This is a genomic window from Paramesorhizobium salinisoli, assembly GCF_003335045.1.
Lineage (GTDB): Bacteria > Pseudomonadota > Alphaproteobacteria > Rhizobiales > Rhizobiaceae > Paramesorhizobium > Paramesorhizobium salinisoli.
Genome location: NZ_QOZG01000005.1, coordinates 178,900 through 196,299, shown reverse-complemented (window position 1 = coordinate 196,299; position 17,400 = coordinate 178,900). Strand labels below are relative to the sequence as shown.

General features: G+C 60.3%; 16 protein-coding genes. 5 read left to right on the top strand and 11 right to left on the bottom strand.

From position 1 onward, the window contains the following. Positions 1–124: 124 nt before the first annotated feature. Complete coding sequence (locus tag DUT91_RS13220; protein ID WP_114440880.1) at positions 125–988, bottom strand: uracil-DNA glycosylase; 864 nt, start codon at positions 986–988, stop codon at positions 125–127. A gap of 277 nt (positions 989–1,265) precedes the next feature. On the opposite strand from DUT91_RS13220, the gene DUT91_RS13215 reads away from it, so the two are divergent. Further along, a complete protein-coding gene (locus DUT91_RS13215; protein WP_114440879.1) occupies positions 1,266–2,933 on the top strand; it encodes an electron transfer flavoprotein-ubiquinone oxidoreductase in 1,668 nt (555 codons plus the stop codon). A 215-nt stretch (positions 2,934–3,148) separates the two neighbouring features. Here the strand turns inward: DUT91_RS13215 and DUT91_RS13210 are convergent, their stop codons facing one another. The 4 genes from DUT91_RS13210 to DUT91_RS25795 form a co-directional block, all read right to left on the bottom strand. Next, on the bottom strand, positions 3,149–4,117 hold the full coding sequence (locus tag DUT91_RS13210; protein ID WP_245419705.1) for an endonuclease/exonuclease/phosphatase family protein: 969 nt from the start codon (positions 4,115–4,117) through the stop codon (positions 3,149–3,151). 163 nt (positions 4,118–4,280) lie between these two features. Beyond that, positions 4,281–5,783 carry an AMP nucleosidase gene (locus tag DUT91_RS13205; RefSeq protein WP_114440877.1) on the bottom strand — a complete coding sequence of 501 codons (1,503 nt, stop codon included), beginning with the start codon at positions 5,781–5,783 and terminating at the stop codon, positions 4,281–4,283. An 85-nt stretch (positions 5,784–5,868) separates the two neighbouring features. Further along, complete coding sequence (locus DUT91_RS25800) at positions 5,869–6,036, bottom strand: hypothetical protein (protein WP_160113646.1); 168 nt, start codon at positions 6,034–6,036, stop codon at positions 5,869–5,871. Continuing rightward, positions 6,033–6,182 (bottom strand): hypothetical protein, encoded by a 150-nt coding sequence (locus DUT91_RS25795; protein WP_160113645.1) that lies wholly within the window; start codon positions 6,180–6,182, stop codon positions 6,033–6,035. The genes DUT91_RS25800 and DUT91_RS25795 overlap by 4 nt, the downstream gene beginning before the upstream one ends. Positions 6,183–6,385: 203 nt before the next feature. Here DUT91_RS25795 and DUT91_RS13200 point away from each other — a divergent pair, with 203 nt between their 5' ends. Continuing rightward, positions 6,386–7,084 (top strand): glutathione S-transferase family protein, encoded by a 699-nt coding sequence (locus DUT91_RS13200; RefSeq protein WP_114440876.1) that lies wholly within the window; start codon positions 6,386–6,388, stop codon positions 7,082–7,084. A 209-nt stretch (positions 7,085–7,293) separates the two neighbouring features. Here DUT91_RS13200 and DUT91_RS13195 read toward each other — a convergent pair whose 3' ends face one another. Beyond that, positions 7,294–7,641 (bottom strand): DUF2147 domain-containing protein, encoded by a 348-nt coding sequence (locus DUT91_RS13195; RefSeq protein WP_114440875.1) that lies wholly within the window; start codon positions 7,639–7,641, stop codon positions 7,294–7,296. Between the two features lie 434 nt (positions 7,642–8,075). On the opposite strand from DUT91_RS13195, the gene DUT91_RS13190 reads away from it, so the two are divergent. Next, positions 8,076–8,342 carry a sel1 repeat family protein gene (locus DUT91_RS13190; RefSeq protein WP_114440874.1) on the top strand — a complete coding sequence of 89 codons (267 nt, stop codon included), beginning with the start codon at positions 8,076–8,078 and terminating at the stop codon, positions 8,340–8,342. A 141-nt stretch (positions 8,343–8,483) separates the two neighbouring features. Here the strand turns inward: DUT91_RS13190 and DUT91_RS13185 are convergent, their stop codons facing one another. The 3 genes from DUT91_RS13185 to DUT91_RS13175 all read right to left on the bottom strand — a co-directional run bounded on the left by DUT91_RS13185 (position 8,484) and on the right by DUT91_RS13175 (position 11,866). Beyond that, positions 8,484–10,481 carry an acetyl-CoA carboxylase biotin carboxylase subunit gene (locus DUT91_RS13185; RefSeq protein WP_114440873.1) on the bottom strand — a complete coding sequence of 666 codons (1,998 nt, stop codon included), beginning with the start codon at positions 10,479–10,481 and terminating at the stop codon, positions 8,484–8,486. A 9-nt stretch (positions 10,482–10,490) separates the two neighbouring features. Further along, positions 10,491–11,021, bottom strand: coding sequence for a P-loop NTPase family protein (locus DUT91_RS13180; protein ID WP_114440872.1), 531 nt, complete (start codon positions 11,019–11,021; stop codon positions 10,491–10,493). 80 nt (positions 11,022–11,101) lie between these two features. After that, positions 11,102–11,866: a VOC family protein gene (locus DUT91_RS13175; RefSeq protein ID WP_114440871.1), complete on the bottom strand. Its 765-nt coding sequence runs from the start codon at positions 11,864–11,866 to the stop codon at positions 11,102–11,104. Positions 11,867–12,150: 284 nt separating this feature from the next. On the opposite strand from DUT91_RS13175, the gene DUT91_RS13170 reads away from it, so the two are divergent. Beyond that, the gene (locus DUT91_RS13170; RefSeq protein ID WP_114441181.1) at positions 12,151–12,723 is read left to right on the top strand and encodes a DUF922 domain-containing Zn-dependent protease; all 573 of its coding nucleotides are present in this window, start codon (positions 12,151–12,153) and stop codon (positions 12,721–12,723) included. A gap of 357 nt (positions 12,724–13,080) precedes the next feature. Further along, positions 13,081–14,265, top strand: coding sequence for an HNH endonuclease (locus DUT91_RS13165; protein WP_114440870.1), 1,185 nt, complete (start codon positions 13,081–13,083; stop codon positions 14,263–14,265). Between the two features lie 107 nt (positions 14,266–14,372). On the opposite strand, the gene DUT91_RS26560 is transcribed toward DUT91_RS13165, so the two are convergent. Both DUT91_RS26560 and DUT91_RS13150 read right to left on the bottom strand, forming a co-directional pair. Continuing rightward, a complete protein-coding gene (locus DUT91_RS26560; RefSeq protein WP_245419704.1) occupies positions 14,373–15,071 on the bottom strand; it encodes a hypothetical protein in 699 nt (232 codons plus the stop codon). A 721-nt stretch (positions 15,072–15,792) separates the two neighbouring features. Next, positions 15,793–17,400: a carboxyl transferase domain-containing protein gene (locus tag DUT91_RS13150; RefSeq protein ID WP_114440868.1), complete on the bottom strand. Its 1,608-nt coding sequence runs from the start codon at positions 17,398–17,400 to the stop codon at positions 15,793–15,795.

Below are 17,400 nucleotides of genomic sequence, written 5' to 3'. Positions count from 1 at the left end.
GACGAATGAATGTCGGGAACGAGAGATAGCGGCAGTGGCATCGTTGAGGCATGGATCCCAGTGCTTGTCAGCGGGATCCATGCCTCAACCTCTCCATCGCATTAACGGGGCAGAACTGGTCGGCTTACCCGAGTTCCCGCAGCTTCATCTTGACTGCGAGAAAATCGCGCCAGGCGAAGCGCTTTTGCGCCGGGCTCCGAAGCAGATAGGCCGGGTGCAGCGTCGGCATCACCGGGATGACCTTGCCCGACGGCGTCGAGTGCGCTTTCCAATTGCCGCGCAGCCGCAGAATGCCTTCCTGCGCGCCGGTCAGCGCCTTGGCAGCGGGGCCGCCGAGCGCCACCAGCACTTTCGGATCGGCAAGCTCGATCTGGCGCTCGATGAACGGGCGGCAGAGTTCCGTTTCGAGCGGCGTCGGCGTCCGGTTGCCGGGAGGGCGCCAGGGAATGGTATTGGCGATATAGACGTTTTGCCGCTCCAGCCCGATGGCGGCGAGCATCCGGTTCAGAAGCTGGCCCGAACGCCCGACGAAGGGGAGCCCCTCGATGTCCTCGTCCCGCCCCGGCGCTTCCCCGATGAACATGATGTCGGACAAGGGATCGCCATCGGAAAAGCACATATTCTTGGCGGTGAATTTCAGATTGCAGCCGTCGAAGGCGGCCAGCCGCTCGCGCAGTTCATCGAGGGTGGCAGCTGTCCCGGCGGCTTCACGCGCAATCGCCACCTGCGCCTCGTCGGGCACGACGGAGCGTGACGTGGCGGCGACAGGAGTGGGCGGCGCGGGCCGGGACGCTGCAGGCGGGGCAGGGGAGGGTGATGGCGATGCAGGCGGCTGAGCCGTGTCGGCGGATGGCCGCGCCGCCGCCTTCGGTTTCGCCGCTTCGGCAAAGCGATCGACCGGATCGTCGGACAGGGCACTGTCCACGCCCGCCTCCGCATAAAAGCGGAGCAGCCCTTCCACATCCATCGGTTCCTGCTGCTTTCCCATGGCGAATGACATCTCCATGCTGTGAGGTGGCAAATTGCGCCGGCTATTGCAAGGGGCAGGCGCAGGCGAGGCGAGGAGAGGTCAGAATAGAACCGAAAATCGCCTCAATATTGACGTTTACGTCAAGGTAAAATACTGAGGGAGCGGATGTCGTAACAACCCGGACAATTGGCCGCATATGACCCGATGCGCAACTCTGTAACAGGATAGGCTGAGGCTGTCACGAAAGTCGACCGAGGGAACAGGTTGCCCGGGAAGCTATCACGGAGGATATGAAATGAGCGAGGCGAACGAGCTTCCTGAACGCGAATCGATAGAATTCGATGTGGTCATCGTCGGAGCCGGGCCTGCCGGTCTTTCGGCGGCGATCCGTTTGAAGCAGATCAATCCCGATCTTTCGGTCGTGGTCCTGGAGAAGGGCGGCGAGGTTGGCGCGCATATTCTTTCCGGCGCCGTGGTCGATCCGATCGGCATAGACAAGCTCATTCCCGATTGGCGCGAAGACAGCGACCATCCGTTCAAGACGCCGGTCAAGGACGATCATTTCCTGGTGCTCGGCCCTGCCGGATCTGTGCGCCTGCCGAATTTCCTGATGCCGCCGCTGATGAACAATCATGGCAATTACATCGTCTCGCTCGGCAATGTCTGCCGCTGGCTCGGCGCGAAGGCGGAAGCGCTCGGCGTAGAGATCTATCCGGGCTTTGCCGCCACCGAAGTGCTCTATGACGACAATGGCGCGGTGATCGGCGTGGCCACCGGCGACATGGGTATCGAGCGGAACGGCGAGCCGGGCCCCGCCTATACGCGCGGCATGGCGCTGCTCGGCAAGTATGTGCTGATCGGCGAAGGCGTGCGCGGATCGCTTGCCAAGCAGCTGATCGCCAAGTTCAAGCTGGACGAGGGCAAGGAGCCGGCCAAGTTCGGCATCGGGCTGAAGGAACTCTGGCAGGTCGATCCCTCGAAGCACAAAGCGGGGCTGGTGCAGCATTCCTTCGGCTGGCCGCTCGACATGAAGACGGGCGGCGGCTCGTTTCTCTATCATCTCGAGGATAATCTCGTCGCCGTCGGCTTCGTCGTTCACTTGAACTACAAGAACCCCTATCTCTCGCCCTTCGAGGAATTCCAGCGCTTCAAGACGCATCCGGCGATCCGCGATACGTTCGAGGGCGGCAAGCGGCTTTCCTATGGCGCGCGCGCCATCACCGAAGGCGGCTGGCAGTCGGTGCCGAAGCTCACTTTCCCCGGCGGGGCGCTGATGGGCTGCTCGGCCGGCTTCGTCAACGTGCCCCGCATCAAGGGCAGCCACAATGCGGTTCTGTCGGGAATGCAGGCGGCCGAACATGTCGCCGAGGCGATCGCCGCTGGGCGCGCCCATGACGAGATTTCCGCCTATGAGGATGCATGGCGCGGCAGCGACATCGGCAAGGATCTGAAGCGGGTACGCAACGTCAAGCCGCTCTGGTCGAAGCTCGGCACGATCATAGGCGTCTCGCTCGGCGGCCTCGACATGTGGATCAACACGCTGACCGGCGGATGGTCGCCCTTCGGCACGCTGAAGCACGGCAAGCCCGACTACAAGACGCTGGAACCAGCCGCCGAGGCGCGGAAGATAGACTATCCCAAGCCCGACGGTGTTTTGACCTTCGACCGCCTGTCCTCGGTCTTCCTGTCCAACACCAACCATGAGGAGGACCAGCCGGTCCATCTCCAGGTGAAGAACATGGAGCTCCAGAGGACTTCGGAACTCGACGTCTATGCCGGTCCCTCACAGCGTTATTGCCCGGCGGGCGTCTATGAATGGGTGAAGCAGGACGGCAAGGACGTCTTCGTCATCAACGCGCAGAACTGCGTGCACTGCAAGACCTGCGATATCAAGGACCCCAACCAGAATATCAACTGGGTGCCGCCGCAGGGAGGCGAAGGGCCGGTTTATGTGAATATGTAGGTGGAAGCGGTCTAATTTCTGAGCGCTTCACACCCCCCCTCTGGGCTGCCGCCCATCTCCCCCACAAGGGGGAGATTATCCTGTCATAGACGTTCGGCACCCATCACAGACGTTGAAGGAAGAACTCCAAGGGGCAGGGTCAGCCAATCTCCCCCTTGTGGGGGATGCCCGGCGGGGCAGAGGGAGGTGATTGCACGGTCGACCTCAAACAGCCCTCAATTCATCACCGTCCGCGTCCCGTCATCTTTTTCCCTCGCCGGCTGCGGCACGGAAAAATCGAGCCTGACCGGAAGATGGTCGGAGCCGACGGGAGCAAGCGTGGCGATGTTTGCTATATCGATGCCGCTGCTTGCAAGCACCTGGTCGATAGGCAGGCCGATATGGCGGATGAGACCAGCGGGCAGTGCCCAATGAAGCCAGCTTGGCCCGATTTCTGAGATATGGCGTGTTCCGGAGGCCGCCTCGATCTGCCTTACCGCATGGCTCCATGGCGCGGCGTTGAAATCGCCCGCTATCAGCAGGGGATTTTCCAGCCGCGCCAGATGCGGCAGCACAAGACCGATCTGCTTTGGTTGTTTGAACGGCCATGGCCATGACAGGTGCAGTGCGACAATGGAAACCGGCGCGCCGCCGAGATCGAAACGCGCAAAGGCCATGATTCCATCGGCGGCGCATCCCGATTGGCTGCCTTCCGCAAAAGGACGGCGCGAGAAAATGTCCACGCCCCATGCGTAAGGCGACTTCCTGCAGTGCTGGCGGTAGGGATAGCTTGCCTCCAACAGTTTCAACCTGGGTTCCCATTCCGCGGAGACTTCCTGCAAGGTGATGATGTCGGGCTTCTCGCGCGCCACCAGACGCAAGACCTCGGCCGGATCGGGATTGTTGTAACGCAGATTGAGCTGCAGCAGACTGTAGCGCGTCTGCCCGTTTGTGGCCGCCCGGGCGCTCGCAGCGCCCGACAAAAACCCCTGCGTCACGCCGAGCGTCGTCGCAAAGGCGCTCACGGCGAGAAGCAGGATCATCGCCGCCTCGCGCCACATGGCGGTAAAGAAGAGCGGTAGGGCGGCGATGCCCATCAGCACCGCGATATGCGCGCGCAAATGGGCGAAGGAATCGAAGGCCGGATGCAACCCGCCGAGAAAACCCAGCACCAGCGGCACCGAAAGCGCGACCGCTGCCGCCATAAGCAGCCAGGTTAAGGGGGAGGGTTTTTTCCTGTCGGTCATAGAGAGCAATAAGAATGTGATTGCGGCTCGATCATGGCGCTCCAGGGGGCGTTGAGATTGAGGTCACGGCGAGGCGAGAATGTCATTTGCAGCCCACCATCCCCTGAATAATCGATGCCCCCTACTGGAACGCCGTTTCAAAGAAGCTTCTAAGCTTGCGCGAATGCAGCCGCTCCGGCGGCATGGCTCTGAGCTTCTCCAATGCGCGGATGCCGATGCGCAAATGCTGCGCGACCTGGCGCTTGTAGAACTCCGTCGCCATCCCCGGCAGCTTCAATTCTCCATGCAGCGGCTTGTCGGAGACGCAGAGCAGCGTGCCATAGGGCACCCGGAAGCGAAAGCCATTGGCGGCGATGGTGGCCGATTCCATGTCGAGCGCCACGGCGCGCGATTGCGACAGGCGCTGCACCGGGCCGCGCTGGTCGCGCAATTCCCAATTGCGGTTGTCGATGGTCGCGACCGTGCCGGTACGCATGATCCGTTTCAGATCATAGCCTTCGAGGCCGGTGATTTCCTCCACCGCTTCCTCCAGCGCCACCTGCACCTCGGCAAGCGCGGGCACAGGCACCCAGATCGGCAGATCGTCGTCCAGCACATGGTCCTCCCGCACATAGGCATGCGCCAGCACATAGTCGCCCAGCGCCTGGCTGTTGCGCAGCCCGGCGCAATGGCCGAGCATCAGCCAGGCATGCGGCCGCAACACGGCGATATGGTCGGTGATCGTCTTGGCATTGGACGGGCCGACGCCGATATTGACCATGGTGATGCCCGACTGGTCGCTACGCGCCAGATGATAGGCCGGCATCTGCGGCAGGCGCTGCAGCGGCAAGCCGATCGAGGGCGCATCGTCGCCGGCAAGGGTGGTCAGATTGCCGGGCTCAACGAACTTCTCATATCCGCCGCCGCCCTGCGCCATCAATTCGCGCGCATAGGCGCAGAACTCGTCGATGTAGAACTGGTAGTTGGTGAAGAGAACGAAATTCTGGAACTGCGCCGGGCTCGTCGCCGTGTAATGCGAAAGCCGGTGCAGCGAATAATCGACGCGCTGGCCGGTGAAGGGCGAAAGCGGCATGGCCTCGCCGGGGGCCAGTTCATAATCGCCATTGACGATGCGGTCGTCCGTCGCCGCCAGATCGGGCACGTCGAAGATATCGCGCAAGGGCCGGGAAAAAGCATCGGCGACCGATGCCTCGACATGGGTTCCCTCGAGAAAGGCGAAATGGATGGGGATCGGAACGAGCGATTCCTGCACCGTGATCGGGACGCCGTGATTGCGGATCAGGAGCTTGATCTGCTCATGCAAATAATTGTCGAAGAGGTCCGGGCGGGTGATCGTCGTCGAATATCCGCCGGGTGCGGAGACATGGCCGAAGGCCAGGCGGGAATCCACATGGGCGAAGCTCGATGTCGAGAGGCGCAGTTCGGGATAATAGGCGCGGAAGCGCTCCGCGCCGATCTCCTGCCGGGCCACCTTGTCGAATGCATCACGCAGGAAGGCGGTATTGCGCTCATAGAGCGCGCGCAGGGCATCGACCGCCGCGCGGGCATCGGTGAATGGCTTGGGCTCCTGATGAGGCGGTGTATGAATGCCGGAATGATAAGGTTTGTCGATTCGATTTTCCATGGCCTATTATAGGGAAGAGTTCGTGTCAGAAAAGCCAGTGCACGCATCCTAAATCGTCACCGATTTGGGGCAAACCATCCAGGCCCTAACCCACACGCTGCAAGCTGACAAAGAGCACCAGGCCGACGCCGTTGATGCCGGGCGCCTTGACCGCCTGGACGGCGGTAAAAAGGCCGATCGGGCCGATGATGACGGCGGTGAACAGCGCCATGCGCAGTAAGAGCGCCGCTGTGTCGCGGGTTCGGGCGATCATTGGGCCGCCTCCGAAGTCGTCGCCAGAGAAACATTGATGATCGGCTTCTGCGCATTGGCCTTGCGAACTTCATGAATGATGCCGCCCACGAGAAAGGCAAGGCCCATGAGGAAAAGGCTGACAATGGTGGCGCGGCGCAGAAGCATGGATCATTCCCCCGTTGTGGATGATCGAGAGGTACCAGACCCAGGCTGAATGCTTGCTGAGAGCGTCATTCATCCGCCGTTCAAACACATTGACGTGAAGTTAAGCGGGAACGGGGAGCTAATCTGCCCTCTGCACTTGCGATCGGTCGCGTCGCTTATAATTGTTGGAATCAATATATGGCTGCCCATTTCAGGAGATTCGCATGACGAAGCCGATCGAACTCTATTATTGGCCCACGCCCAATGGCTGGAAAATCAGCATCATGCTCGAGGAACTGGGCGTTCCCTACGAGGTCAAGTACATCAATATCGGCAAGGGCGAGCAGTTCGAGCCGTCATTCCTGAAGATCGCCCCGAACAACCGCATGCCCGCCATCATCGATCCGGAAGGACCGGGTGGCGAGCCGATCTCCGTCTTCGAATCCGGCGCCATCCTGCAATATCTCGGGCGCAAGTTCGGCAAGTTCTATCCGGCCGACGAACGCAAGCGTGTTGCCGTCGAGGAATGGCTGATGTGGCAGATGGGTGGACTTGGACCGATGTCAGGTCAGGCGGGGCATTTCCGCATGTATGCGCCGGAAAAGGTGCCCTACGGCATCGAGCGCTACACCAATGAGGTCAATCGCCTCTACGGCGTAATGAATCGCCGCCTGGAGGGCCGTGATTTCCTGGCCGATGAGTATTCTATCGCCGATATCGCCTGCATCGGCTGGGTCAGCGCCTACAAGAACTATGAACAGAAGCTCGAGGATTTTCCGAACCTGAAGCGCTGGTTCGAGACGCTCACCGCGCGCCCCGCCGTCAAGCGCGGCTTGGAACTGGGCAAGGAAGAGCGCGAGAGGTCCAACCTGGCGACCGACAAGGAAGCGCAGAAGGTTCTGTTCGGCCAGAAGGCCCGGTAGCCGAAAAACCGACGGATGGCATCGGAGGGTTATGCCTGCGGCATGGCCCCTCTCTTGCGATCTCCAGACACCCGGCCTCCGCTGTGCTTCAGCCGGAATGTCGAGATCGCTTTCCCTCCTTTGCGGGGAGAAAGCAAACTCCCGGGCTTGGGCTAGCCCGATCTCGGGAATTTACAAGAGAGGGGAAGGACATGGCCCCCGTCATGTCCTTATTGCCGAGCCAAATTCTCGCTCTTGCAGATCAGGCCGCCCATGACGCAGCCGGCGAGCGCCAGTGTGCCGCCCTTGACGCTGGCCTTGCCCGAATAGGTCTTGCCCTCGTCGAGCTTGTTGACCTTGCCCTTGTACGAGCCGCCCTTGCCGGACATCGAGCCGATGGACTTGCCTTTGTACTGGCCCGTCATCACCGTCCCGCAAAAGGTGTCGGTGCCGCAGGACTCATATTTGATGATGGTGCCGTTGGAGCGTTTCCACGAGCCGATGATCGGCTCCTCGGCAAGCGCCGGGCCGGCGGCGAGCGTCAATATGGCGGTGGCAAACAATATTCTGCGGATCATCTGGTTCCTCCCGATCAAGGGTGTTGGCCCGGCAGCTTCTCCATCTGCGCGTCAGCCTCCCTTACGCATACGTAAAGGTAAACGAAACATCGGGCGAACGGAAGCCGTCCGCAGCCTTCAGCGAAGATTTTTCAAAGAACAATAAATCCAGGGCCGCGATGCCAACCGAATCCTTGGTTAGCAGCAGGTTGATTTCGCACGGGCGAATTTTAGACGAATTTTTGTCAAAATCCCGCAAAACGGGGATTCCCATGTTTAACGGAATACGAAGTTTACCTGCCGTTCGGATTTTGTTTGGCCCGCATTAATCATGCAGCTTAACGACCGTTTCAAGCCTGTCTGGCAATCTCGAAAGCATCGGAAGAACACCGGGCGGCAACCAAATAAGCCAATGAAAACCGGATGTTCCTGCAACAGGGTTAGGGACTTGAGCAATGGCACGATTTGAATTGCATAGCGCAGAACTCGGCACCATGGGCGCATCCGCACAGGCCGATATCCTCTTCGAAATGGGCATGATGTACGCCACCGGCCGCGACTGCGATGTCGATGTCGTTGCTGCCCATAAATGGTTCAACATCGCTGCCATCAAGGGCGACGAACGCGCCGCAACACTGCGCGCCGAACTGGCCGCCGGCATGAGCAAGGCGGAACTTGCCCACGCATTGCGCGCCGCTCGCGATTGGATGACGACGCACTAGGATAAAAGGACGAGGTTTTCTGGGAAAACAACCGGAAAACCGCGGGAAAAAGACAGGAACAGCGAAAAATAACAGGGTTTTCGCGAAGCGCCGCGACCGGTAAACATATACCGGCGCGGCCGTTTCTGTTTTATCGATCCGTCACGAATTTCCGTCCTGCGCGAAACGCACCAGCGTCATGCCCTCGCGCACCTGCTCGCCCTCGGCCACGATCTCTTCCACGGTCCCGTCATGCGGCGCGGCAATCGCGTGTTCCATCTTCATGGCTTCCAGAACGAGCAGCGGCTGCCCCTTCTTCACCGCATCCCCGACCGATACGCGCACCTGCTTGACTGAACCGGGCATCGGCGCGGTCAGCCTTTCGCCGGGCAGCGCCTCGGTCTCTGCCCGTTCCAGCGGGTCCGGAACCGCAAAATGAAATGCCGCCCCATCGGCAAAGAGCGTGACGCCTTCAGCCGTCCGCGCCGCCGTGGCGCGCAGGAAGATGCCGGGCCCGGTCAGGAGCAGGCCACGCCCTTCGCGCCGCAGCCGCACCGCGAGGGATTGCTCGTCCGCCGACAATGTAAACCGCTCCGGCCCGTCGATGGCGACCGCAAGGCGCTCCACGGCCTCGTCCCGGCCAAGCCGCACGGGATAGGCCAGCGCCTCGAAATGGCTGTAACCGGCAATCGCGCCCCAGGGATCATCCGACGCCGCGCGATCGAGAAGCCCGCTTGCGACCAGCGCCGCCAGTTCCCTCGTGCCTCGCGGCATTTCCGCAGGCGCGGTGAGCGCGTCGATATCCCTCTCGATCAGGCCCGTATCGACATCGCCGGCCGCGAAGCCCTCATGCTCGCTCAGCTTGGCGAGGAAGGCCGCATTGGTCACCGAGCCCGCGATTTCCGTCTCGCGCAATGCAGCTCCAAGTGCGGCGAGCGCAGTGCTGCGGCTTTTGCCATGGACAATGATCTTGGCGATCATCGGATCGTAGAACGGCGCGATCGCGTCACCCTCGCGCACGCCGGCATCGACGCGCAGCGTCGCATCGCCCGCGGCTTTCTCGGCAAAGCGCAGATGCGACAGCGTGCCGATGGCGGGCAGGAAGCCCCGCGCCGGGTCCTCCGCATAAAGCCGCGCCTCGAAGGCATGGCCGGAAAGCGCGATATCGGCCTGCTTCAACGGCAATGGTTCTCCCGCCGCCACGCGCAACTGCCATTCGACCAGATCGAGCCCCGTGACCATCTCCGTCACGGGATGCTCCACCTGCAGCCGCGTATTCATCTCCATGAACCAGAACGCATCGGGCTTAAGGCCGTCCGACACATCGGCAATGAACTCCACAGTACCCGCGCCGCGATAGGCGATGGCCTTCGCCGCCTTCACCGCCGCTTGCGTCATGGCCGCGCGCATGGCGTCCGTCATCCCGGGGGCAGGGGCCTCCTCGATCACCTTCTGGTGCCGCCGCTGCAGGGAGCAGTCGCGCTCGAAGAGATGCACAGCATTCCCATGCGCATCGCCAAACACCTGCACCTCGATATGCCGGGGGCGGGCGATATATTTCTCCACCAGCACCTTGTCGTCGCCGAAGGCGCTTTTTGCCTCGCGCCGCGCGCTGGCCAGCGCCTCGGCGAAATCGTCGGGGTGATCGACCCGCCGCATGCCCTTGCCGCCGCCGCCGGCCCTGGCCTTGATCAGCACGGGATAGCCGATCTCGCGCGCCTTGGTGGCGAGCACCACCAGATCCTGCGCCTCGCCATGATAGCCGGGGACAACGGGCACTCCCGCCTTCTCCATCAGCCGCTTGGCCGCATCCTTCAGGCCCATGGCGCGGATCGACGCCGCCGACGGGCCGATGAAGACGAGGCCGGCGCGCTCCACCGCCTCGACGAAATCCGGGTTCTCCGAGAGAAAACCGTAGCCGGGGTGGATCGCCTCGGCGCCCGCCGCCTTCGCCGCCTTGATGATGCGCGAGGCCTTGAGATAGCTCTCGGCGGCAGGCGAGGGGCCGATATGCACCGCCTCGTCGGCGAGCTCGACATGCAGCGCGTCCGCATCCGCATCCGAATAGACGGCGACGGTGCCTATCCCCAGCCGCCGCGCCGTGCGGATGATGCGAACTGCGATCTCGCCGCGATTGGCGATGAGGATTCTGGAGAACATGCTGGCTCCTTAAGTCTTCCGGCCGTCGATGCCGGTTGGAATATTGGCGAGGAAAGTCCGCACCTCGGCAGGGCTGCGCAGATGGAACACACTGAGATGCGGCGGCGCCGAGCGGATCAGCTGTAGCGCCTTTATTCTGCCGCCGCGCCTATATCCGGCAACCCATTTGATGAAATCCCAGTCGAAGCGTTCCGGGCAGCCATCGGCCATGTCCGGCCGCGTGCGCCCGTGATGACGCAACACCCTCAAGACCACCCGCCAGAGACGGCGCACAGTGCCGATATCGAGGAAGACAAGCGTATCGGCGCGGGCAAGCCGCTCCGGCATCGTCGCCGTATTGTTGCCTTCGAACACCCATTCCTCGCCCTTGGCGGCCTGAAGCGCGAGTGTCCTCGTTTCGTCGGGCGCGCGCTGCACCCAGCCCGGCTTCCAGAACATCGGATCGATATGGATGACCGGCAGCCCGGTCCTGTCGCCGATCTGCCGCGCGAGCGTCGATTTGCCCGAGCCCGCGCCGCCGATGATCATCACGCGTTTCATTAAGTCTCTTTGGATAGGGGCCGCCTCTTTGGAAAAGGATAAAATCGCTTTCCCTCCCGCGAAGGAGGGAAAGCAACCACTCAACGCTTCGGCGAGACGAGTGAGAACAGCGCGCCCTGCGGGTCCACGCAGCCGGCAACCCAGGAGCCGCCGGGCACTTCCATCGGATCCATGACCACTTTGCCCCTGTTCTCTTTCACCCGGTCGAGCGCCGCATCGAGCCCGTCCACGTTGAAATAGAACTGCCACATCGGCACGGGCACATTCTCCGGCTTGGTCATCACCGCGCCGCGCATCTGTCCGTCAATCGCGAAGAGCTGGTAGACGCCCATCGGACCCATGTCCATGGCTTGGTCCTTGGTCCAGCCGAATTGGCTGGAATAGAAATCGAAGGCGCTTGGCCCGTCTCCGGCATAGAGCTCGTTCCAGCCGACCGTGCCCGGCGTGCTCTCAGGCAGCGGCGGCGGGCCTTCCATGCTGGGCGCCATCAGCATGAACATCGCGCCCTGCGGGTCGGCGACGACGGAAAAGCGGCCGACTTCGGGAATATCGGCCGGCTCGCGGTAAACCTTGCCGCCCGCCTTGCGCAGGCTTTCGGTCGCGGCGTCGACATCTTCCGCATGGATATAGGCAAGCCACATCGGCCGTGCGCCCATGGCCTTCGCCTCTTCGGGGATCGTCATCAGCCCGGCAACGCCGGTTTCCCCGGCCTTGACGATGGTATAGGGCATCTCCCCCGGCCAGTTCTCGGCATTCCAGCCAATCACCTCCTTGTAGAAGGCCTCGGCGCCCGCGAGATCCGACGTCATCAGCTCATACCAGATGAAATTCGATTGCTTGGGCATTTCGCACTCTCCCTTGTCCTTGCTTCGGTTCACGGCTGCACACCGCGCTCGGCCATTATTCACCAGCAATATCACATCAGGAACACACCCACCTCTTCTCTCCTGACAGAAAGGAAGCAAGCGCCCCGGAGAAGCGAAGTCAAGTCTCTGCGATCCCGGGAGAAGCAATTGAACCGCCAGCCCCTTTCCTCTAGCGTCCCGCACGAAGCAGGGCCGCACGAAGCAGGAGAGACGGCGCAATGAAGGCAGGCTTGTATATTCTGGGATTGGCGTTCTGCCTCGGCATGGCATCGGCAGGGGCGGCGGCCAAGGCAGCGGCCAAGGCAGCGGAATGGAAACCGACCGAAAAGATCGAGAATTACAAAATCTCCGGCAGGACCGGCATCGACCTCTATCGCTCGATCGGGGAAAACGGCCCCAAGGTCAGCCTCGGCCGCACCATCGCCTACACCACATTCGACCTCAAATGGTCGCGCAAATATGTCCCCGAAGGCACCACCTGCCGCCTGGCCTCCGCCCGCCCGCACCTCATCATCATCTACAAGCTGCCGAAACCCTCAACCCCGCTGCCGCCCGAGACGCAAAGGCTCTGGAACATTTTCATCGCCGGCATCACCGCCCATGAGCGCGTGCACGGCGAGATGATCCTCGACCTGGTAAAAAAGATCGAAGCCACCTCCATCGGCTTGACAATGGCCGACGACCCCGGCTGCCAGAAAATCCGCCAGGAACTCACCACCCGACTGGCTGCACTGTCAGAGGAACAGCGCAGGAAGAGCCGCGAGTTCGACAAGGTGGAGATGAGCGACGGGGGGAATGTGCATCGGTTGATATTGGGGTTGGTGAATGGGGGGTAGGGGAGGTTGGATGGAATGGGGAGCAAATGATGTTAGTTTGCGCCGAGAGCGGCCATTTGACCGTGTATTGGAACGGGACCAGAATGGGGCCGCAACCGGACTTTCGGCCTTTGGCTTCGAAGATGGCGGAAGCGGTCGTTTATGCCCGTTTACGAGCGACACGACAATTGCCTTGGTAGGCCCGGAGGGAGCGCCCACCATCGCTTAAAAGCCTTAGAAATTGGGCTTTCAGGGGCGGCTAGGGGGCACGATGTCCCCCTCTTGTGTCTCTTCATTGCACAAGCAGCGAAAGCTTGCAACAGTGGCGCGTACCGATATTACGCTTAGTGCTGGTTATCGGTGAAGAAGGGACCATCTATGACACCTGCTGCCCTAACCTGTATACTCTGCAAAGAAGCGATTGGCGCTGAGACAAAGCCAGAGCATATTCTCTTGAACGCTCTAGGCGGGCGGATGACTGTTCGAACAGTTCTGTGCTCCACCTGCAATCACAGAGCAGGCATCGGTCCAGACAACAACCTTGCTGAAAGCGTATCTTTTATCAGGAACGTTTGCGGTTTTGCTGCCGGTGATGGTGACAGTCCTCCAGCGATATTGGGCTTGCAGACCGATGGACAACGCTTCGACATCCTTCCGGGCATGGATGTGCGGATGAGACCTGAGAATCCGCTTCAAATTACCGTCACTGATGATCTCATAGATGTCGAGATCAGCGTATACTCTGACGCACAAGCTGAGAAGATGGCTGAGGGAGCAGCGAAAAGTATTGCGAAAAAGGCTGGGAAGGATACGGCTGAAGTTGTGGCTATCATCAAAGCAGAAATATTGAAAGATCAAAAGTCTAGCATTGTACCAGCGCCGTCTATTTCCCGGCAGTTGGCTTTCGGTACAGGGCGATCTCAGCAGGCGATGGCAAAGGCTTGCCTTGTCCTATTGACAAAACGATTGGGCAACTCTGAGGTGTTGGACCCGCGGTACGATGACGCGCGTGCGTTTGTGTTTACTGACGCTGACGAAAAAATCAAACCAGCTTTAGTAACGTTAGATACGCGCATCCTTCCGAAACTAGAGCAAAAATTCGGATCGAACCCTAACCTGATTTGGGTAGGTAGCGATACTAATGGAGCAGTATTCGGTTACTATCGGCTCTACGGTGCTATAGGCTGGAAGTTTAAACTTTGTGACGCGGGCGCACCCGCTTCCATATTCGCTTGTCTCGTATCAAACCCGTTCCATAATGCAACTTGGGAATACTACGAGGACGGACAGTCTCCTCTTCCTTGTCAGTGGGTGCTGGAAGAGTGGGAGCCGTTCCCTCCGAACCACGAGGCGGTTACATTAGCTTTAGCGCCGCTTATGGAATTCGCCCGCTCACAGTCTCAGCTATCAGCGTCAAAACGATGGGTTGAGGAGGCGTTTATTGCGGCAGGTTTAAGTGAGGGAGACATGATCGCTGAGGAGCACGTGCAGGCTATTACTGCTTATTTGACGCCGAGAATGTTAGCTACTCTGTTACGAAAACCAATTCCTGTCGAAGACTGATTGTTTCTAGTAACGGCGGTAGAAATGAGTATCGCCCATTCCGCGCGCGAGGTAAAGATGCAACGCTCGTGGAGTAAAATCAACGTCAGTAACCGTGATCTACCGTTTCAGGGCGTTGCGGTGATTCCCCATTGGCTCAACTGGCTTAGTGCAATGACGGATGTAACCCCAATCACCATGAAGATAACTCTCTTCGTGAATGCAAGCGGTGGCGCAATGCCTACTACCATCAAACCACAGGCGATGGCGCAGAGGGCTGCAATGACAGTGGACGCGGTTTCGGAAACGTTCGGCGGCGAAATCTCGTGTGCAGAGTAGCCAAAGACGAAGCTAAAGCCAATCATGCTGGCTGCTACTACGATTGAGGTCCAGATTGGCCATCCCCGCAAGCCTATAATTATAGCCCCACAGTACAACACATAGCAGACCGCGATGAACGTGTACGGAAATCGAAGGTATAGGTCTGCTGCGGCAGGCACGAAGGCGGGCAGGGATATTAGCACACCCTGCAAGAGATAGAGCATAGTGCCAAGCAGTACACGGGCATTAAAAATGTTGGTCCAGCGAATCGGCCAAGCCTCTGCTGCTGGTTTCTTGAACTCGTTTTCGATCCTCGATCCTAATGCAATGAAACTTACAAAAAGCGCCATAGCAATCATTGACGTGGCGACGACTGAAACCCTGATACCGAAAAGCTCGATTAAGCCGGATACGATTGGCGTTACTAGCTCACGCCATTTTAGGATAAGCCAATCGGCCCACTTTGCGAGATCAAGAATGTCCTGCAGGTTGGAAAGCAGTGTCAATGCTCCACCCAGAATGCCTAGCCATGTCAGTATTGAATGCTTGAAAGTCTGTACCAATGATAGCGATGCCCCCACTGCATTGGAGCAATTTATCGTTTCTCCGCTCCAGTGGAAGCGAATATGCGTAGCCGAATTTGTAAAATGAGAAATTTTTACGAGGGGGTATTTAAGCCCTCTCGCACAGCCGCTTCCCCCATGGGGCGCTGTCGGTCTGGCTTGTCGGAATTCTCGCCCGCCAATGCCCACGATCTTTCCCTATCGCCTTCCTGTACGACATAGAGGGCATAAGGCCGGGGTATGGGGCTTTGTCCGTATGGGTATATCTTTGCGGACATTGTTTGTTGCGGCAATTTCACGTCCGCAACGCTCGAATTTCGTCACCGGACAGTCAACCCAACGGACAATACCCTCTCGGTCGCCTGTTGTTCATCAAGCCCGCAAATACCTTGCCACTTCTGCAGCATTTAGTTTGTCCGAGGCGTATGGCAGCTTACAATGAATAGTCTAGGAAAACCGAAGGGCCGAAATGCAGGCGCGAAGGCGACGTGACGCCGCTGCCAAGACGATGTCTGCTTTCCAGGCAGGCGTGATGACTGCCTCTATGACCTGCATGGGGTACTCCTCGGCCAGAAACCGGATAGCACGCGCTCCGTCGTCTTCACCCCCCTCTGCCGGCAGGCCAGAGGGGGGTGAAGCTTCATTCCCGAATAACGGACAAGCCTCACATCCTGAACACCCCAAACCGCGTCTCCTCCACCGCCCCATTCAGCGCCGCGCTCAAACTCAGGCCCAGCACATCGCGCGTTTTTGCCGGGTCGATGATGCCGTCGTCCCAGAGGCGGGCGGAGGAATAGAGCGGGTGGCCTTCGCGTTCGTATTTTTCGAGGATGGGGCTGCGGAATTCGGCTTCCTCGGCGGTGGACCATTCGCCGCCGCGCCGCTCTATGCCCTCGCGCTTGACCATGGCGAGCACGGTCGCGGCCTGTTCGCCGCCCATCACCGAGATGCGCGCATTCGGCCACATCCAGAGGAAGCGCGGCGAGAAGGCGCGGCCGCACATGCCGTAATTGCCTGCGCCGAACGAGCCGCCGACGATCATCGTCACCTTCGGCACGGCTGCGGTCGCCACCGCCATCACCAGCTTGGCGCCGTCCTTGGCGATGCCGCCCGCCTCATAGGCGCGGCCGACCATGAAGCCGGTGATGTTCTGCAGGAAGACGAGCGGAATGCCGCGCTGGCAGCACAATTCGATGAAATGCGTGCCCTTCAGCGCGCTTTCGGAGAAAAGCACGCCATTATTGGCGATAATGCCGACGGGCATGCCGTGCAGATGGGCAAAGCCGGTGACCAGCGTCGTGCCGTAATTCTTCTTGAATTCGTCGAACTCGGAACCGTCCACCACGCGCGCCAGAAGCTCGCGCACATCATAGGGCTGGCGCAAATCGGTCGGCACGATGCCGTAAAGCTCCTCCGGCGCATAAAGCGGCGGAATCGGCTTGCGAAGATCGAGCCCTATATGTTTCTTCCGATTCAGGTTTTTCACGATCTGCCGGGCGAGAACAAGCGCGTGTTCGTCGTCCAGCGCATAATGATCCGCCACACCTGAAAGGCGCGTATGCAGTTCCGCGCCGCCGAGATCCTCCGCCGTCACCTCCTCGCCGGTCGCGGCCTTGACCAGCGGCGGGCCGCCGAGAAAGATCGTCGCCTGGCCGCGCACCATGATCGTCTCGTCGGACATGGCGGGCACATAGGCGCCGCCCGCCGTGCACGAGCCCATGACCACCGCGATCTGTGGAATGCCGGCGGCGCTCATATGGGCCTGGTTATAGAAGATGCGGCCGAAATGTTCCCGGTCGGGAAAGACCTCGTCCTGGTTGGGCAGGTTCGCGCCGCCCGAGTCCACCAGATAGATGCAGGGCAGGCGGTTCTGCAGCGCGATCTCCTGCGCGCGCAAGTGCTTCTTCACCGTCAGCGGGTAATAGGTCCCGCCCTTCACCGTCGCATCATTGACGATGATCATCACCTCCAGCCCCTCGACGCGGCCGATCCCGGCTATGAGGCCTGCGGAGGCGATATTGCCGTCATAGAGGCCGAAGGCGGCGAACTGGCCGATTTCAAGAAAGGGCGAGCCGGGATCGAGCAGCCGCGCCAGCCTTTCGCGCGGCAGGAGCTTGCCGCGCGAGACATGCCGCTCGCGCGCTTCCTCCGGGCCGCCAAGCTCCAGCTCCGCCGCCTTGGCGCGTATCTCCGCCACCAGCGCGCGCATGGCCGCCGCATTGCTGCTGAAAATCTCGGAGGAGGGGGATATCTGCGATGTGAGAATGGTCAT